The sequence below is a fragment of the Methylobacterium sp. Leaf465 genome (assembly GCF_001424705.1).
GTDB lineage: Bacteria > Pseudomonadota > Alphaproteobacteria > Rhizobiales > Beijerinckiaceae > Methylobacterium.
On the sequence record NZ_LMRA01000001.1, the window covers coordinates 297,728 to 317,351 of the forward strand.

A 19,624-nucleotide genomic window follows, 5' to 3' on the forward strand; every position below is an offset into this window, starting at 1 on the left:
GCTTTGATCGAGCGGAGCCCGTATCAGACCTCGCGGGCGATCATCATCTTCTTGATCTCGGCGATGGCCTTGGCCGGGTTCAGGCTCTTCGGGCAGGTGTTGGCGCAGTTCATGATCGTGTGGCAGCGATACAGCCGGAAGGGATCGTGCAGCGCATCGAGGCGCTCGCCGGTGTTCTCGTCGCGGCTGTCGATCAGCCAGCGATAGGCCTGGAGCAGGGCCGCCGGGCCGAGGAAGCGGTCGCCGTTCCACCAGTAGCTCGGGCACGAGGTGGTGCAGCAGGCGCAGAGGATGCATTCGTAGAGTCCGTCGAGCTGGGCCCGGTCCTCCGGCGTCTGCTTCCACTCGCCCTCGGGCGCGGGCGTCTCGGTCTGGAGCCAGGGCTCGATGGACGCATGCTGGGCGAAGAAGTTCGTCAGGTCGGGGACGAGGTCCTTCAGCACCGGCATGTGCGGCAGCGGATAGATCCGCACCGCGCCGGTCTTCTTGCCCTTGGCGTGCTCCTGGCACTCGTCGATGCCCATGGTGCAGGCCAGCGCGTTCTGGCCCTCGATGTTCATGGCACAGGAGCCACAGATGCCCTCGCGGCAGGAGCGGCGGAACACCAGGGTGGAGTCGACCTTGCTCTTGATCCACAGGAGGGCGTCGAGGACCATCGGGCCGCAATCGTCGCGATCGACCTGGTAGACGTCGACGCGCGGGTTCTTCCCGTCGTCGGGATTCCAGCGGTAGATCCGGAATTCCTGCAGGTTGTTGGCGCCGGCGGGCCGAGGCCAGGTCTTGCCCTCGGTAATCTGAGAGTTTTTGGGAAGATTAAACTGAGCCATGGTGTGGCGTGCCTAAATCCGTCTCGTGAGAACCAGTCCAGGGAACGACGGGAGTCGTGTCCTCAATACACCCGCGCTTTCGGCTCGATGTACTGGATCTCGTTCGACATCGTGTAGGTGTGGACCGGACGGTAATCGATGCTGACCTGCTTGGACGAGTCGTCCATCCAGGCGAGGGTGTGCTTCATCCACTCCTTGTCGTCGCGGTCCGGGAAGTCCTCGCGGGCATGGGCGCCGCGGCTCTCCTTGCGGTTGGCCGCCGATTCCATGGTGACGACGGCCTGGCCGATCAAGTTGTCGAACTCGAGGGTCTCGAGGAGATCGGTGTTCCAGATCAGCGAGCGGTCGTTGACGTGGATGTCGGGAATACCGGCGGCGACCTTGTGGATGAGGGTCTTGCCCTCCTCCAGCACCTCGCCGGTGCGGAACACCGCGCAGTTGTTCTGCATGGTCTTCTGCATCTCGGCGCGCAGCTGCGCCGTCGGGGTGCCGCCGCTGGCGTAGCGGAAGCGGTCGAGGCGGGCGAGCGCCTTGTCGGCGGAGTCCTTCGGCAGGTCCATCTGGCGGGCGCCCGGCTCGACGATCTCGGCGCAGCGCAGACCGGCGGCCCGGCCGAACACCACAAGGTCGATCAGCGAGTTCGAGCCGAGGCGGTTGGCCCCGTGAACCGAGACGCAGGCCGCCTCGCCCAGTGCCATCAGGCCCGGCACCACCGTGTCGGGGTTGCCGTTGCGCAGGGTCAGCACCTCGCCGTGATAGTTCGTCGGGATGCCGCCCATGTTGTAGTGCACGGTCGGCAGTACCGGGATCGGCTCCTTGGTGACGTCGACGCCCGCGAAGATCTTGGCCGATTCCGAGATACCGGGAAGGCGCTGGTGCAGGATGGCCGGGTCCAGGTGGTCGAGGTGCAGGTAGATGTGGTCGTTGGACTTGCCAACGCCGCGACCGGCTCGGATCTCCATGGTCATGGAGCGGGAGACTACGTCGCGCGAGGCGAGGTCCTTGGCGCTCGGAGCGTAGCGCTCCATGAAGCGCTCGCCCTCGGAGTTGGTCAGGTAGCCGCCCTCGCCGCGCGCGCCCTCGGTGATGAGGCAGCCGGCGCCGTAGATGCCGGTGGGGTGGAACTGCACGAATTCCATGTCCTGCAGGGGCAGGCCGGCGCGCAGCACCATGGCGTTGCCGTCGCCGGTGCAGGTATGGGCCGAAGTGGCCGAGAAGTACGAGCGGCCGTAGCCGCCGGTGGCCAGGATGGTCTGCTGGGCGCGGAAGCGGTGGATCTCGCCCGACGCCTGGTCGATCGCGATGACGCCGAGGCAGCGGCCCTCCTCGTCCATGATGAGGTCGAGGGCGAAGTACTCGATGAAGAAGTTGGTGTGGTTCTTCACCGCCTGCCCGTAGAGGGTGTGCAGCATGGCGTGGCCGGTGCGGTCGGCCGCCGCGCAGGTGCGCTGGGCGGTGCCCTTGCCGTAATCAGTGGTCATGCCGCCGAAGGGGCGCTGGTAGATCTTGCCCTCTTCGGTGCGGGAGAAGGGCACGCCCCAGTGCTCGAGTTCGTAGACGGCGGCGGGCGCGTTGCGCACGAGGTACTCGATCGCGTCCTGGTCGCCGAGCCAGTCCGACCCCTTCACGGTGTCGTACATGTGCCAGCGCCAGTCGTCCGGGCCCATGTTGCCGAGGGAGGCCGAGATGCCGCCCTGCGCCGCCACGGTGTGGGACCGGGTCGGGAACACCTTGGAGATGCAGGCGGTGCGCAGGCCGGCCTGGGAGCAGCCCACGGTGGCGCGCAGGCCCGCGCCGCCCGCACCCACCACCACCACGTCGAAGGTGTGGTCGTTGATCGTGTAGGCGGGGGTGCCGTTGGTTCCGTTGGTGGCCATGGGCTGATCCTTCGGGTTCGGGATGCGGGTCAGACGAGCTTGCCGAGGCTGACGCGCAGGATCGCGTACAGGCAGGCGACGGCGACGACGACCGCGTAGAAGTTATTGGCGAGCAGGCTCAAGAGCTTGAGTGTCTTGTCGTGCACGTAGTCTTCGATGATGACTTGCATTCCGATCCTCATATGGGCCGTGACCGAGATCACGGCGAGGATCAGGATGAGCGCCACCACCGGGTGCGACATCAGGGCGACGGCCTCCGGGTAGGGCCGGTTCGCCATCAGGGCGACGACCACCACGAAAGCCAGCATGAGCGGCGCGTTGGCGGCGGCGGTCAGGCGCTGGATCCAGAAATGGCCTGCGCCATGGCCCGAAGCCCCGAGGCCCTTCACCCGGGCGCGGGGCGTACGCATGGTGACGTGGGTGTTCTGGCGATTGTCGACCATCGATCGGCCTCCTCAGCGCAGGGTCAGGGCGAGCGCCCAGATCAGGACGGTCAGGATGACGGAGCCGATCAGGGTGGCGCGGGCGAGGCCCATGCGCTGGGCGCGGTCGAAGCCGTAGCCGAGATCCCAGATGAAGTGGCGCAGGCCGCCCAACATGTGGTGCATCAGGATCCACGTGTAGACGAACAGCACCAAGCGCCCGACGATGGAGCCGAAGAACCACGACACGGTGCCGTAGGCGCCCGGACCCGCGGCGAGGGCCACCAGCCAGATCGCCACCAGGGCCGAGCCGCCGTAGAGCGCGGTGCCGGTGACGCGGTGGAATACCGACATCGCCATGGTCCAGGTCCAGCGGTAGATCTGGAGGTGGGGTGAGAGCGGCTGGGCGACCGTGGGACGGACGGTGGGAGCCATCGTGCGGAAGGTCCTCGACTGGGCGGCGCACCCCGATTTGAAGGTGCGCCAAGAAAAATTTGGATCGTCTCTAAAGTGCTAGCGGGCAGGCGCCAATGCGCAACCCCGGCTTGCCGCAACGCACATGCGACACGGGCGCCAAATCGTCATTCGCCTCGCGCCGCGTCATGGCAGCCATCCGAGCATGCGCCACCACAGATAATCCAGGGGTGCGACGACGACGAGCGACGCGAGCCCCGTTGCCAGGGTCAGCTTGGTCGCTGCCCGCAGCGGCACCTTGCCGAGATCGACCGCGAGGACGATCGGCGGCGCCTGGTAAGGCAGGAACAGGGTCGAGTAGCCAACCACCTGGATCATCACCACGGCCATGAGGTCGAGACCGCTGACCCGGGCCATCTCGCCCGCGAGCGCCGTGTAGAGTGCCGGGGCGCCGTTCGCGGTGACCGCGAGGGTCAGGATCGCCGCGAGCCCTGTCAGAATCCCGAAATTGTAGCCCGGAGCGTCGGGCGTCAGGGGCGCGACGTGGAGCAGGGCATGGCCCAGGCGAGCGCCGAGGCCGGTCTCGTTCACGGTGGCCACGAGACCCAGGAGGGCGGCCACGTAGAAGCAGGTCCGCAGGTTCACGGCGCCGAAGGCCTCGGCGGGCAGGACGCCGATGCGGGGCATCAGGCAGAGGATCGCGGCGACGAGGCCCACCCAGGCGGGGGCGATGTGGTGCAGGCTGTCCGTGACCCAGAAGGCGAGGGTGGCGGCCAGGATCACGGCGAGGCGCCGCGCCTCCGGGCGCAGGGGTTCCTTGACCAGGGCGGCCCCGTTCTCGCCGTGGTCGAGCCGGTCCGGAAACAGCCAGAGGATCGCCAGGACGAGCAGGACGCCCTTCGCGAGGGCCAGGACCGGCGCGTGCAGCAGCAGGTAGGGCAGGTAGGCGATGTGGAGGCCGTACTGCGTCTCCGCGGTGCCGGCCATGACGAGGTTCGGGACGTTGGCGGGCAGGATCGCGGCGGAGAGGAGCGGTGTGGCGAGTCCCACCGCCAGGACCGCGCCGTGCCGGCCCGGGCGCCCGTTCGCGAGCCCGAAGGCGTCGCAGAGCGCGAGCACCACCGGGACCAGCAGGGCGATCCGCCCGAGATTGGACGGCATCACGAAGGCGACGGCGAAGGACAGGGCGACGATCCCGGCGACGAAGGCCGGGTAGGAGGCGGAGAGATGCCCCGACAGGCTTCGCGCCAAGCGGTCGCCGAGGCCGGAGCGCGTCATGGCGAGCCCGACCACCATGCCGCTCAGGACGAGCCAGAACGCCGAGGAGGCGAAGCCCGAGAACACCGTCGCGGGGGGCGCGAGGTGGAACAGCATCGCCCCGGCGAAGAACAGCATCGCCGTGACGATCTCCGCGATGAGGCCGCTGGCCCAGAGGCCCATGCAGAGCACGAGCAGGAGCGCGGTCACCGCGACCGTCGCCTCCCCGCCCATGAACGCCCCTGCCGGCATGCCCGAGTCCGATCCGTCTCTTCCGGCGGGACGATGATCCTACCTTGGAGCCGTTCGCAATTCGGAGTTTTCCGATCCAGCCTTCGCCGCCCGCGAAGGCTCAGAAGCGGGCCGGGTCGAGCTCGAAGGTCGGGGGCAGGGCCTCGAACCACTCGCCGTAATAGGGATCGCGGGGGAGCTTCGCCGCCCAGCGATCGCGAAACCGCTGGTGCTCGGCCGGGTCGACGGTGCGGGCGCGATTGCGGCTCTCATAGTGATAGAGGCTGGCCTGGGCGCAGTAGACGCTGCGCAGCCCGCGCTCGCGCAGGCGCAGGCACAGGTCGACGTCGTTGTAATTCACGGCGAAGCCCGCATCGAAGCCGCCGATGGCCTCGAAGTCCGCGCGCCGCACCATCACGCAGGCGCCGGTGACCGCAAGGTAGTTCCGGCTGCCGACGGTGGAGAAGAAGTGCCCGGGATCGTCGCCGGGATAGCCGCGCCGGACATGATCGGGGGTGGCGTCGACGATCGAGACGCCGACATGCTGGATCTCGCCGGTCTCGAACAGGAGCTTGGGGCCGACGGCGCCGACGCCGGGGATCTGCAACTGCGCCAGCATCGCCTCGATCCAGTCGGGCGTGATGACCGCGATGTCGTCGTTGAGGAAGACCAGGATGTCGCCGCTCGCCGCCGCGGCGCCGAGGTTCATCTTGGCCGCCACGTTGAAGACCGGCTCCGACCAGGTCACGCGCCGGGCGCCGTGGCGGGCGAGGGCCGCCTCCGTGCCGGATCGCAGGTCCCCGTTGTCCACCACCACGAACTCGATGTCGGGATAGGTGCTGGTCGCGGCGACGCTGTCGAGACAGGCGGCGAGGAGATCCACCGTGCAGCCGCCGACGGTGCTGTCGCGCCCGGCCGTGGGGATCACGATGGAGACCGAAGGGCGCTCGGTCAGCTTGCGGCGCATCTCGAAACAGCCCTTGAACGCGCTCGAGCGGGCGAAGTCGAGTTCGCCGGTGCGCCGGGCCCGGTCCTCCAGGCCACGGATCGCCGCGGCGATGACGTAGTCCTTGTTGTCCATGGTCTGGGCGGTGGAGCCCGGGATCGCGCGCCAATGGTAGAGCACCTTCGGCACGTGGACGACGTTGCGGACATGCTCGGTGTAACGCAGGGCGAAGTCGTAATCCTGCGCCCCGTTGCATTCGTCGCGAAAGCCACCGATTTGGCGGACGATGTCCATCCGGTAGAGCGCCAGGTGCGCCGTATACATGCAGGCTTCGAGGGCTTCGGGCGACCAGTCCGGCTTGAAGAACGGCTCGTAGCGGACCCCGTCGATCGAGATCTTGTCCTCGTCCGAGTAGATGAAGTCGACGCTCGCGTCGGCGTTCAGGATACGGACGAACTCGTAGAGCGCGTTGTCGGGAATCGCGTCGTCGTGGTCCATCAGGGTCAGGTAGGTGCCGGTCGCCAGGGCCATGGCGTCGTTCGAAGCGGCCGAGATGCGCCCGTTCGTGGTGCGGCGATGGAGCTTGATGCGCGGGTCGGCGGCCGCGAAGGCCTGGAGCAGCGGCCAGATCTGCGGGTCGGGCGAGTTGTCATCGCAGAGGCAGAGTTCCCAGTCCGGATAGGCCTGGGCCTGCACCGAGGCGATGGCGGCTTCCAGCCAGCGCCGGGGAGTGTTGTAGACCGGCATGACGATGGAGATACGGGGGCGAGAGCGGAAGCCCTCGATCTCGGCCCGCATCGCCGCCACGCTGAGGCGGCTTGGCGTCTCCACCGTGTCGATCCAGGCCGTGTAGGAGGCCGGCACCGGGCGGGGCCGGGCGCTCGCCCGGAAGTCGCGCCAGAGTTCCGCGGCGCCCTTCGCGCGCCAGGCGTCGCGGAGGCGGGCGAGGAGGCGGGCCGGCGCGCGCTCTGCCTCGGGCAGCGCCTGCACGCGGCGGCGGGCGGTCTCCGCGGTCGCGCCGAGGGGGCCGAGATGTGTCAGGGAGACGTGGCCCAGGCGAAAGCGTCCGGCGCCGCTCATCGGATCGAGGCGCAGGCCCCGGACCCGGCGCGGCAGGTGCACGAGGTTGTCGATGCCGGTCGCATCGGCCTCCAGCGGAATGGTCAGGGTCTCGCGAAACCCCTGGCCGTCATCGACGTAGAGGATCGGGACGAGCTTCGTGCGGTCGAGGGCGGTGAGGTCGGCGCGCAAGCGGACCCAACCGCCGCGATGGCGCCGGCGTCCCTCCGGCGGCCAGAGGCGGAAATGCGGGTCCGACCCAGTCGCGCGCCACGTGTCGGGCGTCCCCTCCGCCTCGATCTGGCTGACGGCGTCGAGGCGACAGCGTAGGGTGCGCGGCAAACCCGGATCCTCTTCGAGGCGGGCGCAGGGCCTGCCGTGCCCGGGGGTTTAGGGCAAGCCCGCCGGCCCTCGCAAGGGCAGCCCCGGACCTCGCCTCAGCGGCGCCCGGCGGCGAGATAGGCACGCCACCCCCCGTGCCGGGTGATCTCCGACGCCTCCGCGACGGCGTGGGCTTCGCAGAGGAAGCCCGATACGGGTTCGCCATCGGCCAGAGCGATCTTGCCGAGGCCGAGGGGCGCGGGAATCGCGGCGGCGAAACGCCCGAAGGCAGCCGGGTCGAGCGCCCAGACCTCGACCTCGAGCCCGGGGCCCGCGAAGCCGGGCGCGCGCACGAGGCCGGGTTTCGGCGGTACCGTGCCGGGCAGGGCATAGAGGCGGTAGTCGGGCGCCGTCCGGGTCGCGCGCAGGAACGTCGCTCCGAGGTCCTGGAGCTGGTGATTGAGGGCGAGCCCTGTGAGGTGCGCACCGACCACGACCAGGGGGATCTGCCCGGAGGGCGAGGCAGAAACGCGGCCTTCTTCGGGGAGGGAGCGGGCACGCTCGACGCCCATGCCGCCGGCGAGGTCGCGATGCAGGGCATCGGCCCAGGGCGCCAGGGCCTCGTCGCTGAAGCCGGGGCCCACCAGCGTCACGCCCGCCGGCAGGCCGTCCCGGCGGAACCCGGCCGGCACCGCGATGGCGGCCATCCCAAGCAGGTTGGCGAAATTGGTGTAGCGGCCGAGATGGCTGTTCCGGACGATGGGCTCGGCCGCCATCTCGGCCACCGTGTAGATCGTCGGCGCAGTCGGCAGCAACAGCACGTCGAGCCCGGCGAGGATCGCATCGGTCCGGCGCTTCAGGGCCTCGAAGGCGTACCGACCCCGGAAGGCGTCGACGGCGCTGTAGGTGCGGGCCGAGTCGAGGATGGCGCGCACGCTCGGATCCATCGCGGCGGCATGGTCGGCATGGAAGGCTTCGACCGCCGCCAGCCGCTCGGCGACCCAGGGGCCGTCATACAGGAGGGCGGCGATCTCCCGGAACGGCGCGTAGTCGAACGGCACGGCGACGGCACCGAGGCGCTCCAGCCGGGCGATGGCGTCGTCGTAGAGGGCCGCCGTCTCGGCATCGCCGTAGAACTCGCGCTCGGCCGGGGCGAGCACGCCAAAGCGCAGGCCCGTCGTCGGGAGGGGATGCGGGACCACCGGGCGCGAATACGGGTCGGCCGGGTCGAACCCCTCGGCGATCCGGCGCACGGCGAGGCCGTCCCCGACGGTGCTCGCGAACACCGTGATGCAGTCGAGGCTGCGGCAGGCCGGAACGAGGCCGGTGGTGCTCAGCGCCCCCGGCGTCGGCTTGATGCCGACGAGGTTGTTGAAGGCCGCCGGCACGCGGCCGGAGCCGGCGGTGTCGGTGCCGAGACTGAAGCAGGCGAGCCCGGCCGCCACGGCCACGGCCGAACCGGAACTCGATCCGCCGGAAACGAAGTCGGCGTTGAACACGCTGCGCGGGGCACCGTAGGGCGAGCGGGTGCCGTTGAGGCCGGTGGCGAACTGGTCGAGGTTGGTCTTGCCCGTTACCAGGGCGCCGGCGGCCTTCAACCGCGCCACGACCGCGGCATCGCGCTCGGGCGTGGTGGCGAAGGCCGGGCAGGCGGCAGTGGTGGGCAGGCCCGCCACGTCGATGTTGTCCTTGACGGCGAAGGGCAGGCCCCAGAGCGGCAGGGAATTCGGCTCCGGGTGCGCCTGCATCAGGGCGCGGGCCGCCGCGACGAGGTCGGCGCGCGGCACCGGGGTGATGAAGATGGCCGGGTCGGGCGAGGCCGCCATCCGCTCGGCGACGGTCTCGGCGAGGCCGACGGGGTCGAGGCTGCCGGAGGCGAAGGCCGCGCGCAGGCTCGCAATGTCCAGGATCGTGGGCAGCATGGATTCAGGTCTCCTGGGTCACCGCGACAAGATCACCGCGACAAGGCCGCCGCCGCGCCGGGTCGGGCCGGCCTGGATTCTCCGGCACGGGGTCCGCCGCCGCAGCGCCCCGATGCCCACGGACATTGCCCGGCCTCTTCGCGGACACTGCATCCTTCGTGCCGACCGGGCCCGCCTCGTCGACCGGATTTTCGGGACGGCAACCAGCGCCGGTGCCCGCACGCGCGCACCGGCCTGCCGAGATGGCGGTCGGCCCATCCGAATGCTCAGCTCTGCCAGACGCGGGGGAGGGGCCGTCCCCGATAGGCGGTGAGGAGGCGCTGGGCCACGGCCCGCAGGGCGTCCGGATCGCGGCCGAGAAGGCGGACGACGAGGTGTCCGTTCCAGGCGCTGGCCGCCGCGGCGACGCCGTCCACGCCGGTCGCGTCGAGCAGGGCGCGGGTCTCGTCCAGCCGGCCCTCCGCCACGGGCGAGACGTCGAGGAGCGTCGCCATCGCCCGGGCGCCGTTGCCGATCGCCGTTCGGGCGAGCTGGTCCGAGAGGGCGCCGTCGAGGCGGAGGGTGTCGGCGTAGACGAGGCGTCCGTCGCGGCGGATGCGCCAGGTGTCGGAGAGGTGGCCCCGCGTCATCGGCTCGTCGCGGGCGGTCCGCCCGAAGGTGATGGCCTCGAAGGCGAGGAGGTGGGCGCCCGGCGCCAGATCCGCCTCGAAGCGCCGCGCCAGGGCGGCTTGGTCGAACAGGATCGTTTCCTGCGGCAGATGCGCGAGGCGCCCTCCGGCTCCCACCGTCACCACGGTGGCGATCCGGCTCATCGGCCCGTCCGAACGGTAGACCTTCTCGGCCGCCGTGGTGGTCAGGGTCAGGTCGCCCCCCGCACCGACATCGGCGGTGACGCGAAACGTGTCGCCGCAGGCGATGCCGCCGGCGGTGTTGAGGAGCACCGCCTCGCACGGGCCCTTCGGCCGGCGCGGCAGACGCAGGCGCAAGGGTCCGCCCTCGCCGATGTCGAGGATGCGGGTGTCGTGCCCGTCCGCGCAGGCCACGCGCAGGTGGATGCGGCCCTGCGAGCGCTGGCGCTCCGGCGCGGCGCCGCGAACCGCCGGAGGGTCGGGGTTCAGCAAGGCGGCGGGTCAGGCCGGGCCGGTGGCGACCGGACGCTTGGGATCCGAGCCCCATTCCGACCAGGAGCCGTCGTAGAGGGCGCGGGGCGGCCGGCCCAGGGTCTCCAGCGCCAGCCCGACGATGGCGGCGGTGACGCCCGACCCGCAGGTGGTGATCACGGGCTTGCCGACATCGACGCCGTTCTCGGCGAAGACCGCGCGCAGGGCTGCCTCCTCCTTCAGCCGACCTTCGCTCTGGAGTGCGGCATAGTGGACGTTGCGGGCGCCCGGCATGTGGCCGGGGCGGACGCCGGGGCGGGGTTCCGCCTCCTCGCCGCGGAAGCGCGCGCCCGAGCGGGCGTCGACCAGCTGGGCGCTGCCCGATTCGAGGGCCCGGGCAATGTCCGAGGCATCCGCCACGGCGCCGTGGTCGAGGCGGGCGGTGAAGTGGCGCCGGGCGCGCGGCCGGCCCTCGCCGTCCTCGAGGGGGTAGCCCGCCGCCACCCAGGCCGGAAGGCCGCCCTCCAGGATCTCCACGTCGCGGACCCCGTAGGCCTTCAGCATCCAGCGCACCCGCGGCGCCGAGAACAGGCCCATCCCGTCATAGACGACGATGTGGGCGCCGTCGCCTACGCCCAGCGCCCGCATGCGGGAGGCGAAGACCTCCGGGCGCGGCAGCATGTGGGGCAGCGGCGAGGTCTCGTCGCTCATGGTGTCGATGTCGAAGCGGATCGCGCCGGGGATGTGACCGGCGAGATACTCGGCCCGGGCATCGCGCCCCTGGGCCGGGAGGTACCAGGACCCGTCGAGGATCACGATGTCGGGCGCGCCGAGACGGGCGTGGAGCCAGTCGGCCGTGACGAAGGGCGTCGTCGGCATGGTGTTCTCTGCTCTGTGGGCCGGAACGCGTCCGGCCGGACTCGCCAGGAGGGTTGTCGGGAGTGGACACCAAACCACATCCGGCCGGCAGTTGCACCCGTCACCGGCCGCTTTGCGATCTGAACCCGTGGTTGCCGCCCCGCGTTGAACCGGCGAGACGCTCCAGATCAATTCCTCATCTCCCGGAAAACAGCCGCCATGCGCACGCCGACCTTCCTCCTCGCCGCCGCCCTCGGCCTCGCCCTCGCGGGCGCCGCACAGGCGCAATCCTCGGTGACCGGCGCCGGCCAGAACGCGATCAACGGTTCCGGAACCGGCATGGGCGGCGGCACCTCCAATGCCCCCGCGACCACCGGGACGGCACCGGGCGCCGGCGCCGTGCGCAACCCGAGCGCCGCCCCGCTGCCGAGCGCCGGGCGTGCCGTCACGCCGGGCACTGCAGCGCCGAGCACCCCGCCCTCCGGGCCCGCGTCCCGCTGAGGCCTCCGCCACCATCCGGACCGAGGGCCGGGCCGCGAGGCCGGGCCTTTTTCGTCGCAGCCGGCCCGGCCATGGTGCCAAGGCACGGCCGCTGCGGTTATGGATGGTCGGGCCGTGCCAGCGTGATGGAGCCGCCGTGAACCCGCGCGAGACCTACCACATCGAAGTCCTCGCCGCGGAGGACGAGGCCGGCGCGCGCGGCGATGATCCCGTGAGCCAGCGCATTTCCGTGCGCACCTACACGGTCGAGGCCGCCAAGGAGCGGGCCCTGACCCTGTTCGCCCGGGCCCGGGCGCCCCAGCGCAGCGGCGCGCCCGCCGAAGCCGTGCGGGTCATCGACGGCGCCGGCACGGAGGTGTTCCGCTGGAGCCGGTTCGACGAACCGGCCTGACGGAGCGGTCCCGCCATGCGCGCCCTCATCCTGCCTGGCCTCGTCCTGCTGTTCGCGGCCCTCTTCGTGCGCAGCTACACGGTGCCCCCGGCCCCCGACCGGCGCGGCGGGACGAGCGTGTCGCTCGCCTGGCCGAACCGGCCACTCTTCGGCAGCCCGCGGGCCGATTGTCTCGGCCTCCCGGCGGGCCACTCCGTCATCGCCTGCCTGATCGGATCGGTGTCGCGGGCGCGGGCGGACGGCATTCCGCTGATGCAGGTCGGCTTCTGCGGGACGTGTTACACCTTGTCCCAGCGCGCCGCCGCCCTCGGGCGCGACGAGGCCGCCGTGCAGGCGCGCCTCGGCGAGATCGCCCGCTTCGGCTGGTGAGACCACGTTCATGAGGCGCGGGGCCGCCGGGAGACCGCCATGCCCCTCATCCGCATCGACCTGAATCGCACGGCACCGCCGGATCGTGCCCGGACCGTCGGCGACGTGGTCTATGCCGCCCTGCGTCCGGTGGCGAGCGTGCCCGAGAACGACAAGTTCCAGATCGTCACCCGCCACGGGGCCGGGGAGATCGTGGCGCCCGAGGCCGGCTATCTCGGCGTGACCTGCACGGACGATCTCGTCATCATCCAGATCACCTGGAATGCCGGGCGCTCCGTCGCGGTCAAGCGCGCCCTGTGCCGGCAGATCGCCGACGGTATCGCCGCGCGGACCGGGATCCGCCGCACGGACGTCTTCATCAATTTCGTCGAGGTGGCGAAGGAGAACTGGTCCTTCGGCAACGGCGAGATGCAGTACGCGTCGGCCTGAAGGCCCACCCGCAGGGAGGCAGCGGCGGCATTGACGCGACACCCGGCGCGCCCTTAGACAGGCGCCACGATGACGACCGTCCTTCGCCCCCTCGCGTATCCGGCGCCGCACCCTTAGCGGCGCGGGGCTCGTCATGTCTCAACCGCTGAGTCGTCGGCGGTTGATCTCCATCCAGGACCACACGTCGACGACCCGGCTTCCACCGAGGTCACGTCCGTGCTGTCCCATTCTCCCGAGAATCCCCGTCCCCGCCTCGGCCTGATCGGCTTCGGTGCCTTCGGCCGCCTCGTGGCGCGCCACCTTGCACCGTTCTTCGTCATTCACGCCTACGACCCGGCGATGCCGGCCGAGCCGGGGTCCGATGTGTCCCCAGGCGCCCTGCGCGTTGCAGCGGATTGCCCGGTGGTGATCCTGGCGGCTCCGGTTCCGGCGATCCCCGGCATCGTGGCCGCGATCGGTCCGCATCTCCGCCCGGGCGCCCTCGTCCTCGATGTCGGTTCGGTGAAGGCCGTGGCCGCGACGGCGATGCGGGACGGACTGCCGGGGCACGTCGCCATCGTCGCCACCCATCCGCTGTTCGGGCCGCAGAGCGCCCGCGACGGCCTCCGGGGCCTGAAGATTGCGCTCTGCGAGGTGCGGGGCGGTCAAACCCGGCAGGTCGCCGCCTTCCTGCGCCGGCATCTCGGCCTCGACGTCATCCTGACGACGCCGGAGGCGCATGACCGGGACGCGGCGGTCGTCCAGGGCCTGACCCACCTCATCGCGAAGGTGATGGTGCGGATGGAGCCGCTGCCGACCCGCATGACCACCCGGAGCTTCGACCTCCTGATGCAGGCGGTGGCGATGGTGCGCCACGATGCGCCGGAGGTCTTCGACGCCATCGAGCGGGCCAACCCCTATGCCGGCGCGGTCCGCCGGAGCTTCGTCGCCGAGGCGGCCCGGCTCGCCCACGACCTGTCGGACGCGCCGGAGCCGGCGATCCGGGCGGCCTGAGGCAGGTGGAGCACCTTCAGGCCTCGGGATCGGGGCCCCGGGCCGCGGCAGTGCTGGAGAGGCGGTCCCGCAGGCGGTCGCGCCAGGCCTTCAGGCGGAGATTGGCCCCGGCCCGCCAGCCCTCTAGGCGGACGGCGAGGGGAAACAACCGGTCGCCGCCCGGTGCCTCGACCAGGATGTGGGCGAGGGCCAGCCGCTCGCTCCAGAAGGTCTCGGGGAGGGGATAGTCCGGCGGGGCGCAGGAATCCGCCGTGCTCAGCTTCGAATCGGCCAGGATGGCCTGGGTTAGGCGGTGGAAGGCCAGGGCACCGGGCGAGTGCCGGGCGACGGCGGGATCGTAGGAGATCTTCAGGCTCCAGAGCCGGCCGCGCGTCGTGAAGCTGACCACGGCGGCCAGGGTGCGGCCGTCCCGGCGCAGGCGGTCGATCCGGACCGCCCCGCGGGCGCCGAGGCGGGCAACGAAGGCACGCATCATCCGGGTCTGGACCGCGTCGCCCGCGATGGCGGTGCCGCGCGCGCCCTTCCAGCCGGCGCCTTCCAGGGCGATGTAGTCGTCGATGGCCGCCGACAGCGCGGCCGGATCGCGGATCGTCTCGAACGCCACCGGGCCGTCCGCGTTCAGGCGGTCCCAGGCCTGGCGCAGCTTGCGCTGCTTGCGGGACGAGAGGTGCCCGAGATAGGCGGCGCGCGCCCCGGCGTCCCGGCCGGTCAGGTCGAGGAAGGCGCGCTCGTGCGCCCAGAAGCGGGCGTGGCGAAGGCGGTTGCGCCCGAGCCGGTCCGAGAGCAGGTCCGCGAAAGGGCCGGAGGTCGGGACATGGGTCAGCATCAGGCGCGGGCCGATGAGGCTGCGCAGGCCGAAGAGCAGTCCGTCGAGGGCTCGACCCGCGTCGGCGCCGTCGAGGAGCGGGGCGCCGAAGATGCCGAAATCATGCATCCAGCCCATCGCGAGGAGCAGCGGCAGCCCCCAGCGCCAGCGTTTCACCCGCAGGGGCCAGACCGCGACGAGCCGCAGGCCGGGCTCCTCCGGGGCGCGGTCGCCGACCAGGGCGACCTGAACCCCGCTGCCGAAGGCGCCGGCGGCGGGCAGGGCGTAGTCGGGATCGTAGAACAGGTTGTCGACGAGTGGCCGGCGGCCGAGGTCGTGCCAGGCCGCGATCCAGGGCGCGCCGGCCGCCAGGGGGCGCAGGGCGACCACGAGGCCGTCGGGGGTCGCGACCTGGCGCTGGGCGGAGCGGCTCATGAAGCGGCGCGACCGAAGCGGCGCGCCGCGAGGTCGGCGACGCCCAGGATGTTGAACGCCCACGCGGTCCCGGCCGAGACGGCGGCGAGGCAGGCGAGGCGCAGGCCGAGGGCGAGGCCCGGATCCAGGGGGAGGCGGCCGAGCCCGGCAATCGCCGCGGCGCAGGCCAGGGCCAGGCCGCAGATCGCCGCGAGGTCGCGCAGGGGCACCGGCATGCGGAAGCGCTCACGGGAGCCGAGGATGAAGACGAGACAAGCCAGGGCCTGCCCCGTCGCCATGGCGATGGCCGCCCCCTCGACGCCGTAGCGCGGGATGAGCAGGGCCGAAAGGCCACCGATCGCCACGAGCAGCGTCAGCGATGCGACCGCATCGAGCTGGCTCTTCTGGGTGAAGTAGATGACCTGCCCGAAATAATACGACCGGAACATCTGCAGGATGCTGGCCGCCACCAGGAGGGGCGCCACCCGCAGGGCGGTCTCGCGGTAATCGGGGCCGAGCAGGAGGGTGACGAGGAGGCCGTCGAAGGCCAGGAAGAACACCGCGCCGAAGGCGGCGATCAGGGTGAGGAGGCGGATGGCATCCTCCAGCACCGGACCGGCCGCGGCGATGCCGCCGTCGCGGGCATCTCGCTTGGCGATCGAGATCAGCGCGAGGGCCACGCTGTCGCCGAAGACGACGAAGCTCTGGCGCAGGAAGTCGGCGAAGGCGCCGTAGGCCCCGAGCTCCGAGACGCCGATGCTGGCCCCGATCACGAGGCGGTCGGCAGTCTGCGCCAGGGCGGCGGCCCCGAACGAGAGCACCAGGGGCCAGCCATAGGCGAGGAGGCGCCGCGCCTCCGCCCAGCTCCCGCCGCCCCGCAGCAGGCCGCGGATGACATAGAGCGTGGGCAGGGCCGCGACCATGTTGGCGCCGGCGGTGGCCAGCAGCAGCGGGATCGCGCCACCACCGAGGAGGAGGGCGCTGCTGCCGAGGGCCAGGACCAGCACGGCGCGCAGCACCACAGACACGGCGACCGCGCCGACCTGCAGCCGCGTCCGCGCGATCTCGGCGGCGCCCTCGAAGGCCATCATTCCGAAAACGGCGGCGAAGATCGCGAGCGCGGCGTGCGGCTCGAGCAGTCCGAGCCCGGCGGCGCACGCCGCGATCAGGGCGGCGAGCGCCGCCATCGCGCCGAGGAGTCGGACTACGGTGCCGACCTGCAAGATCGCACGCTCCTCGGCGTAGAGGGCGAAGAACGAGAATTTCGGCCACTGGCAGGTGGCGCTGTACAGCACCAGCGCCCAGGACAGGATGAGCAGGTAGAGTCCGAACACGTCCGTGGGCGCGAGCCGGGTGAATACCGCGAGGGCGCCCATGTTCAGGGCTGCGGCGACACCCCGCGAGCCGACATAGGTGAGGGTGTGGCGCGCGATCATCCGACCCCGTGAAGTGCCGGGCGGTCCGGCTGGTGGAACGAGGTAACACGCCAGTGTAGCCGCCGCGTCAATCCGTTCGTCCGCCATTCGCCCTCGACGTTGGCGATGGACGCGAACGGCCTGTGTCGTCGTCAACGTGGCCATTGACTTCGCACCCGCGAAGGATCATATCGCAAGTGCAGCGTCAGCGGCCGTCATGGTTCCGCTTGAGAGGGCTGCGTGACGGATTGCCGGATCGCTTCTGCGGGCCCCGCGCGACCTGAGCCCCTCTCTTCAACGTGCATGCACCCGGACTGCCCCGGCACGCGGGCGGCTCCAGCTCAACGGACCGACCACCTTTTTCGACGATTTCCCTCGGCACGAGGGCGTCCGGCACGGTCCCGCTGCCTGAAAGTGACTCCTTGACCCAATTCACCGATTTCGGCCTCGCCCAGCCCGTGCTGCGCGCCCTGGAAGAGGCCGGCTACAAGAGCCCGACTCCGATCCAGGCCCAGGCCATCGCCCCCGCCATGCAGGGCCGCGACCTCTGCGGCATCGCCCAGACGGGCACCGGCAAGACGGCGGCCTTCGCGCTGCCGATCCTGCACCGCCTCGCCGAGACCCCGCGCAAGGCGATCCGTCGCGGCTGCCGCGTGCTGGTGCTCTCGCCCACCCGCGAGCTCGCCAACCAGATCGCGGAGAACTTCTCCGATTACGGAAAATACCTCTCGTTCACCAACACCGTGGTGTTCGGCGGCGTCACCATCTCCCGTCAGGAGAAGGCGCTGGCCAACGGCGTCGACATCCTGGTCGCGACCCCCGGTCGCCTGATGGACCTCATCGAGCGTCGCTCGCTGACCCTCGAGGCCGTCGAGATCCTCGTCCTCGACGAGGCCGACCAGATGCTGGACCTCGGCTTCATCCACGCCCTCAAGCGCATCGTGAAGATGCTGCCGAAGGAGCGCCAGAGCCTCTTCTTCTCGGCGACCATGCCGAAGAACATCGCCAGCCTCGCCGACCAGTACCTGCGCGATCCGGTCCAGGTGGCGGTGACTCCGGTCGCCACCACCGCCGAGCGCGTCACCCAGGAGGTCATCTTCGCCCATACCGGGGCGAAGCAGGCCCTGCTGAACCACATCCTGCGCGATCCGGTGATCGAGCGCGTCCTCGTCTTCACCCGGACCAAGCACGGCGCCGACCGCGTCGTCCGCGGCCTGGAGAAGGTCGGGATCAACGCCTCGGCGATTCACGGCAACAAGTCGCAGCCGCAGCGCGAGCGGGCGCTGGCCGCCTTCAAGGACGGTTCCTGCCGGGTGCTCGTCGCCACCGACATCGCCGCCCGCGGCATCGACGTCGAGGCGGTGAGCCACGTCATCAACTACGACCTCCCGAACGTGCCGGAGAGCTACGTCCACCGCATCGGCCGCACCGCGCGCGCCGGGGCGAACGGGCTCGCGATCTCGTTCTGCAACGACGAGGAGAAGGCCTACCTGCGGGACATCGAGCGCACCACGCGCCAGAAGATCCCCGTCGGCGCCTTCCCCGAGGGCTTCACCCCGCCGTCTCGCCAGGAGGCGGCGGACAACGCCCAGGCCGAGGAGCGCCGTCCGGCGCCGAACGGCCAGCGTCCCGGCCAGCGCCAGGGCCAGCGCCCGAGCAGCCGCCCGGGCGGCCGTCCCGGCCAGGGCCGTGGCTTCGAGGGGCGCGGCGGTGAGAACCGCGGTGGCTCCGGACGCCCGAGCCGTTCCGACGGTGGGGCCCGTCCGCAGGACGGCCGCGGCGATCGCCGGCCGGCTGCTCAGGGCGAGCCCCGCGCCGAGCCGCGTGGCGAACGCCCCCGGGCCCCGCGCCCGCAGGGCGGCGGCGAGGGTCGCGCCATCGGCTGGCTGGATCGCGGCCCGCGTTCCTGATCCGTCACATCCGACGCATTCGAGCGCCGTCCCGGTTTCCGGGGCGGCGTTTTCGCGTCCGATGCCCCGGGCATTGCCATGCCGTTTCGCGGGGCCACATCAAACAGGCCGGGTACCGAGCCCGGCGTCTTCGGAGGCATGAGCGATGCGGTTTGAACTCTACCGGGATTCCGCCGGCGGATGGCGCTGGCGCCTGCGGTCGCAGAACGGAAACGTCGTCGCAGATTCGGCGGAGGCCTATCTGCGTCGTGAGGATTGCGAGCACGGTATCGGCCTCGTGAAGGGCAGTGCCGATGCGCCGACGGTGGACATGACCCTGAAGATCGCGTGACGAACCGCACGCAGGGCTTCGTTGACCATCACGGCAACGCTTGCCGAGCCGTGGGAAACGCTTTCGCACCTCGTGCGTTTGCTGCATCCGGGCCTCGCGACGAGGGATGCCGGTGTGTCGAGACTCGACAGAATTCAGGGAGTTGAGAACGTGCTGAGGAAACTCGTGCTGGCCGCGCTGCTGGCCCTAGGCTTCGCCGCCACCGCGCCACAGGGCGCTTCGGCCGCCCCCGTCGGTCCTGCCCTCGCCCTCCAGAGCGAGGCTGCGCCGGCCGCTGTGCAGACGGTTCAGTATTACGGCTATCGCCGCCGCTTCTATGGCCCGCGTCGCTTCTACGGCCCGCGCCCCTTCTACGGCCGTCGCTACTACGGCCCGCGCCGCTTCTACGGCCCGCGTCGTTTCTATGGTCCGCGTCGCTTCTACGGCCCGCGCCGCTTCTACTACTAAGGAACCGGCTGCGTCCCGACACGGACGCAAAGCCTTCGACGGCCCGGCCTTCGTTACGACGAGGGCCGGGCCGTCCTCGTTTTCAGCAGTAAACTTCAGGCCGATGGCTGTGACCCACCGGCGGGATGCGATAAGTTGCCGCCTTGGAAGACGGCCGTCATCGAAACGGCTCGCTTCGGAGGTTACGCCATGAACGTCCTTGCGGCCCGCCGCGCCGAGGCGCGCGCACTCTGGGAATCGGTTCCTCTCGAACTCGTTCTCTCCGCCTTCGCGATCATCCTGGCGGGTGCCCTGAAATATGCCGACGTGATGCCCTGAAGGCGGTCGCGATGCCTCGGCAAAGGGCCCGGCATCGGCCTACATTGCTGGCGGTCGAGGGTGAGAC

The 19,624-nt window shown here is 70.9% G+C and carries 20 protein-coding genes; 9 read left to right on the top strand and 11 right to left on the bottom strand.

Features of this window, described 5'->3' with window-relative positions; translation table 11 throughout:
• Positions 1 to 23: 23 nt before the first annotated feature.
• From ASG51_RS01320 to sseA, 9 genes are all read right to left on the bottom strand, one after another.
• On the bottom strand, positions 24 to 827 hold the full coding sequence (locus ASG51_RS01320) for a succinate dehydrogenase iron-sulfur subunit (protein WP_056211228.1): 804 nt from the start codon (positions 825 to 827) through the stop codon (positions 24 to 26).
• Positions 828 to 889: 62 nt separating this feature from the next.
• Complete coding sequence (sdhA, locus tag ASG51_RS01325) at positions 890 to 2,704, bottom strand: succinate dehydrogenase flavoprotein subunit (protein ID WP_056211230.1); 1,815 nt, start codon at positions 2,702 to 2,704, stop codon at positions 890 to 892.
• Between the two features lie 29 nt (positions 2,705 to 2,733).
• Positions 2,734 to 3,147 carry a succinate dehydrogenase, hydrophobic membrane anchor protein gene (sdhD, locus tag ASG51_RS01330; RefSeq protein ID WP_056354072.1) on the bottom strand — a complete coding sequence of 138 codons (414 nt, stop codon included), beginning with the start codon at positions 3,145 to 3,147 and terminating at the stop codon, positions 2,734 to 2,736.
• A 12-nt stretch (positions 3,148 to 3,159) separates the two neighbouring features.
• Positions 3,160 to 3,561 (bottom strand): succinate dehydrogenase, cytochrome b556 subunit, encoded by a 402-nt coding sequence (gene sdhC, locus ASG51_RS01335; protein ID WP_056354075.1) that lies wholly within the window; start codon positions 3,559 to 3,561, stop codon positions 3,160 to 3,162.
• Between the two features lie 165 nt (positions 3,562 to 3,726).
• The gene (locus ASG51_RS01340) at positions 3,727 to 5,031 is read right to left on the bottom strand and encodes an SLC13 family permease (protein WP_056378557.1); all 1,305 of its coding nucleotides are present in this window, start codon (positions 5,029 to 5,031) and stop codon (positions 3,727 to 3,729) included.
• Positions 5,032 to 5,149: 118 nt separating this feature from the next.
• Positions 5,150 to 7,375, bottom strand: coding sequence for a glycosyltransferase family 2 protein (locus ASG51_RS01345; protein WP_056378559.1), 2,226 nt, complete (start codon positions 7,373 to 7,375; stop codon positions 5,150 to 5,152).
• 95 nt (positions 7,376 to 7,470) lie between these two features.
• Positions 7,471 to 9,276, bottom strand: a complete 1,806-nt coding sequence (gene atzF / locus ASG51_RS01350; RefSeq protein WP_056378561.1) for an allophanate hydrolase — start codon at positions 9,274 to 9,276, stop codon at positions 7,471 to 7,473.
• Positions 9,277 to 9,542: 266 nt separating this feature from the next.
• Positions 9,543 to 10,397 (bottom strand): urease accessory protein UreD, encoded by an 855-nt coding sequence (locus ASG51_RS01355; protein ID WP_156389520.1) that lies wholly within the window; start codon positions 10,395 to 10,397, stop codon positions 9,543 to 9,545.
• A 9-nt stretch (positions 10,398 to 10,406) separates the two neighbouring features.
• Positions 10,407 to 11,255: a 3-mercaptopyruvate sulfurtransferase gene (gene sseA, locus ASG51_RS01360; protein ID WP_056378563.1), complete on the bottom strand. Its 849-nt coding sequence runs from the start codon at positions 11,253 to 11,255 to the stop codon at positions 10,407 to 10,409.
• A 198-nt stretch (positions 11,256 to 11,453) separates the two neighbouring features.
• On the opposite strand from sseA, the gene ASG51_RS01365 reads away from it, so the two are divergent.
• From ASG51_RS01365 to ASG51_RS01385, 5 genes are all read left to right on the top strand, one after another.
• Positions 11,454 to 11,735: a hypothetical protein gene (locus tag ASG51_RS01365; RefSeq protein ID WP_056272550.1), complete on the top strand. Its 282-nt coding sequence runs from the start codon at positions 11,454 to 11,456 to the stop codon at positions 11,733 to 11,735.
• Positions 11,736 to 11,838: 103 nt separating this feature from the next.
• The gene (locus ASG51_RS01370) at positions 11,839 to 12,126 is read left to right on the top strand and encodes a hypothetical protein (RefSeq protein WP_056272545.1); all 288 of its coding nucleotides are present in this window, start codon (positions 11,839 to 11,841) and stop codon (positions 12,124 to 12,126) included.
• A 15-nt stretch (positions 12,127 to 12,141) separates the two neighbouring features.
• On the top strand, positions 12,142 to 12,495 hold the full coding sequence (locus ASG51_RS01375) for a hypothetical protein (protein ID WP_056378564.1): 354 nt from the start codon (positions 12,142 to 12,144) through the stop codon (positions 12,493 to 12,495).
• Between the two features lie 39 nt (positions 12,496 to 12,534).
• On the top strand, positions 12,535 to 12,924 hold the full coding sequence (locus ASG51_RS01380; RefSeq protein ID WP_056378566.1) for a tautomerase family protein: 390 nt from the start codon (positions 12,535 to 12,537) through the stop codon (positions 12,922 to 12,924).
• A 219-nt stretch (positions 12,925 to 13,143) separates the two neighbouring features.
• A complete protein-coding gene (locus ASG51_RS01385; protein WP_056378930.1) occupies positions 13,144 to 13,917 on the top strand; it encodes a prephenate dehydrogenase in 774 nt (257 codons plus the stop codon).
• A gap of 16 nt (positions 13,918 to 13,933) precedes the next feature.
• Here ASG51_RS01385 and ASG51_RS25295 read toward each other — a convergent pair whose 3' ends face one another.
• The gene (locus ASG51_RS25295; protein ID WP_082513819.1) at positions 13,934 to 15,157 is read right to left on the bottom strand and encodes a GNAT family N-acetyltransferase; all 1,224 of its coding nucleotides are present in this window, start codon (positions 15,155 to 15,157) and stop codon (positions 13,934 to 13,936) included.
• A complete protein-coding gene (locus ASG51_RS01395; protein ID WP_056378568.1) occupies positions 15,154 to 16,572 on the bottom strand; it encodes a polysaccharide biosynthesis C-terminal domain-containing protein in 1,419 nt (472 codons plus the stop codon). The genes ASG51_RS25295 and ASG51_RS01395 overlap by 4 nt, the downstream gene beginning before the upstream one ends.
• Before the next feature lie 401 nt (positions 16,573 to 16,973).
• Between ASG51_RS01395 and ASG51_RS01400 the strand changes: the two genes are divergently transcribed.
• The 4 genes from ASG51_RS01400 to ASG51_RS25300 all read left to right on the top strand — a co-directional run bounded on the left by ASG51_RS01400 (position 16,974) and on the right by ASG51_RS25300 (position 19,557).
• Positions 16,974 to 18,461 carry a DEAD/DEAH box helicase gene (locus ASG51_RS01400; protein WP_056378570.1) on the top strand — a complete coding sequence of 496 codons (1,488 nt, stop codon included), beginning with the start codon at positions 16,974 to 16,976 and terminating at the stop codon, positions 18,459 to 18,461.
• A gap of 145 nt (positions 18,462 to 18,606) precedes the next feature.
• Positions 18,607 to 18,792 carry a DUF1508 domain-containing protein gene (locus ASG51_RS01405; RefSeq protein ID WP_056211256.1) on the top strand — a complete coding sequence of 62 codons (186 nt, stop codon included), beginning with the start codon at positions 18,607 to 18,609 and terminating at the stop codon, positions 18,790 to 18,792.
• Between the two features lie 150 nt (positions 18,793 to 18,942).
• The gene (locus tag ASG51_RS01410) at positions 18,943 to 19,239 is read left to right on the top strand and encodes a hypothetical protein (protein ID WP_056211258.1); all 297 of its coding nucleotides are present in this window, start codon (positions 18,943 to 18,945) and stop codon (positions 19,237 to 19,239) included.
• 189 nt (positions 19,240 to 19,428) lie between these two features.
• Positions 19,429 to 19,557, top strand: coding sequence for a hypothetical protein (locus ASG51_RS25300; RefSeq protein WP_277996189.1), 129 nt, complete (start codon positions 19,429 to 19,431; stop codon positions 19,555 to 19,557).
• Positions 19,558 to 19,624 lie beyond the last annotated feature (67 nt).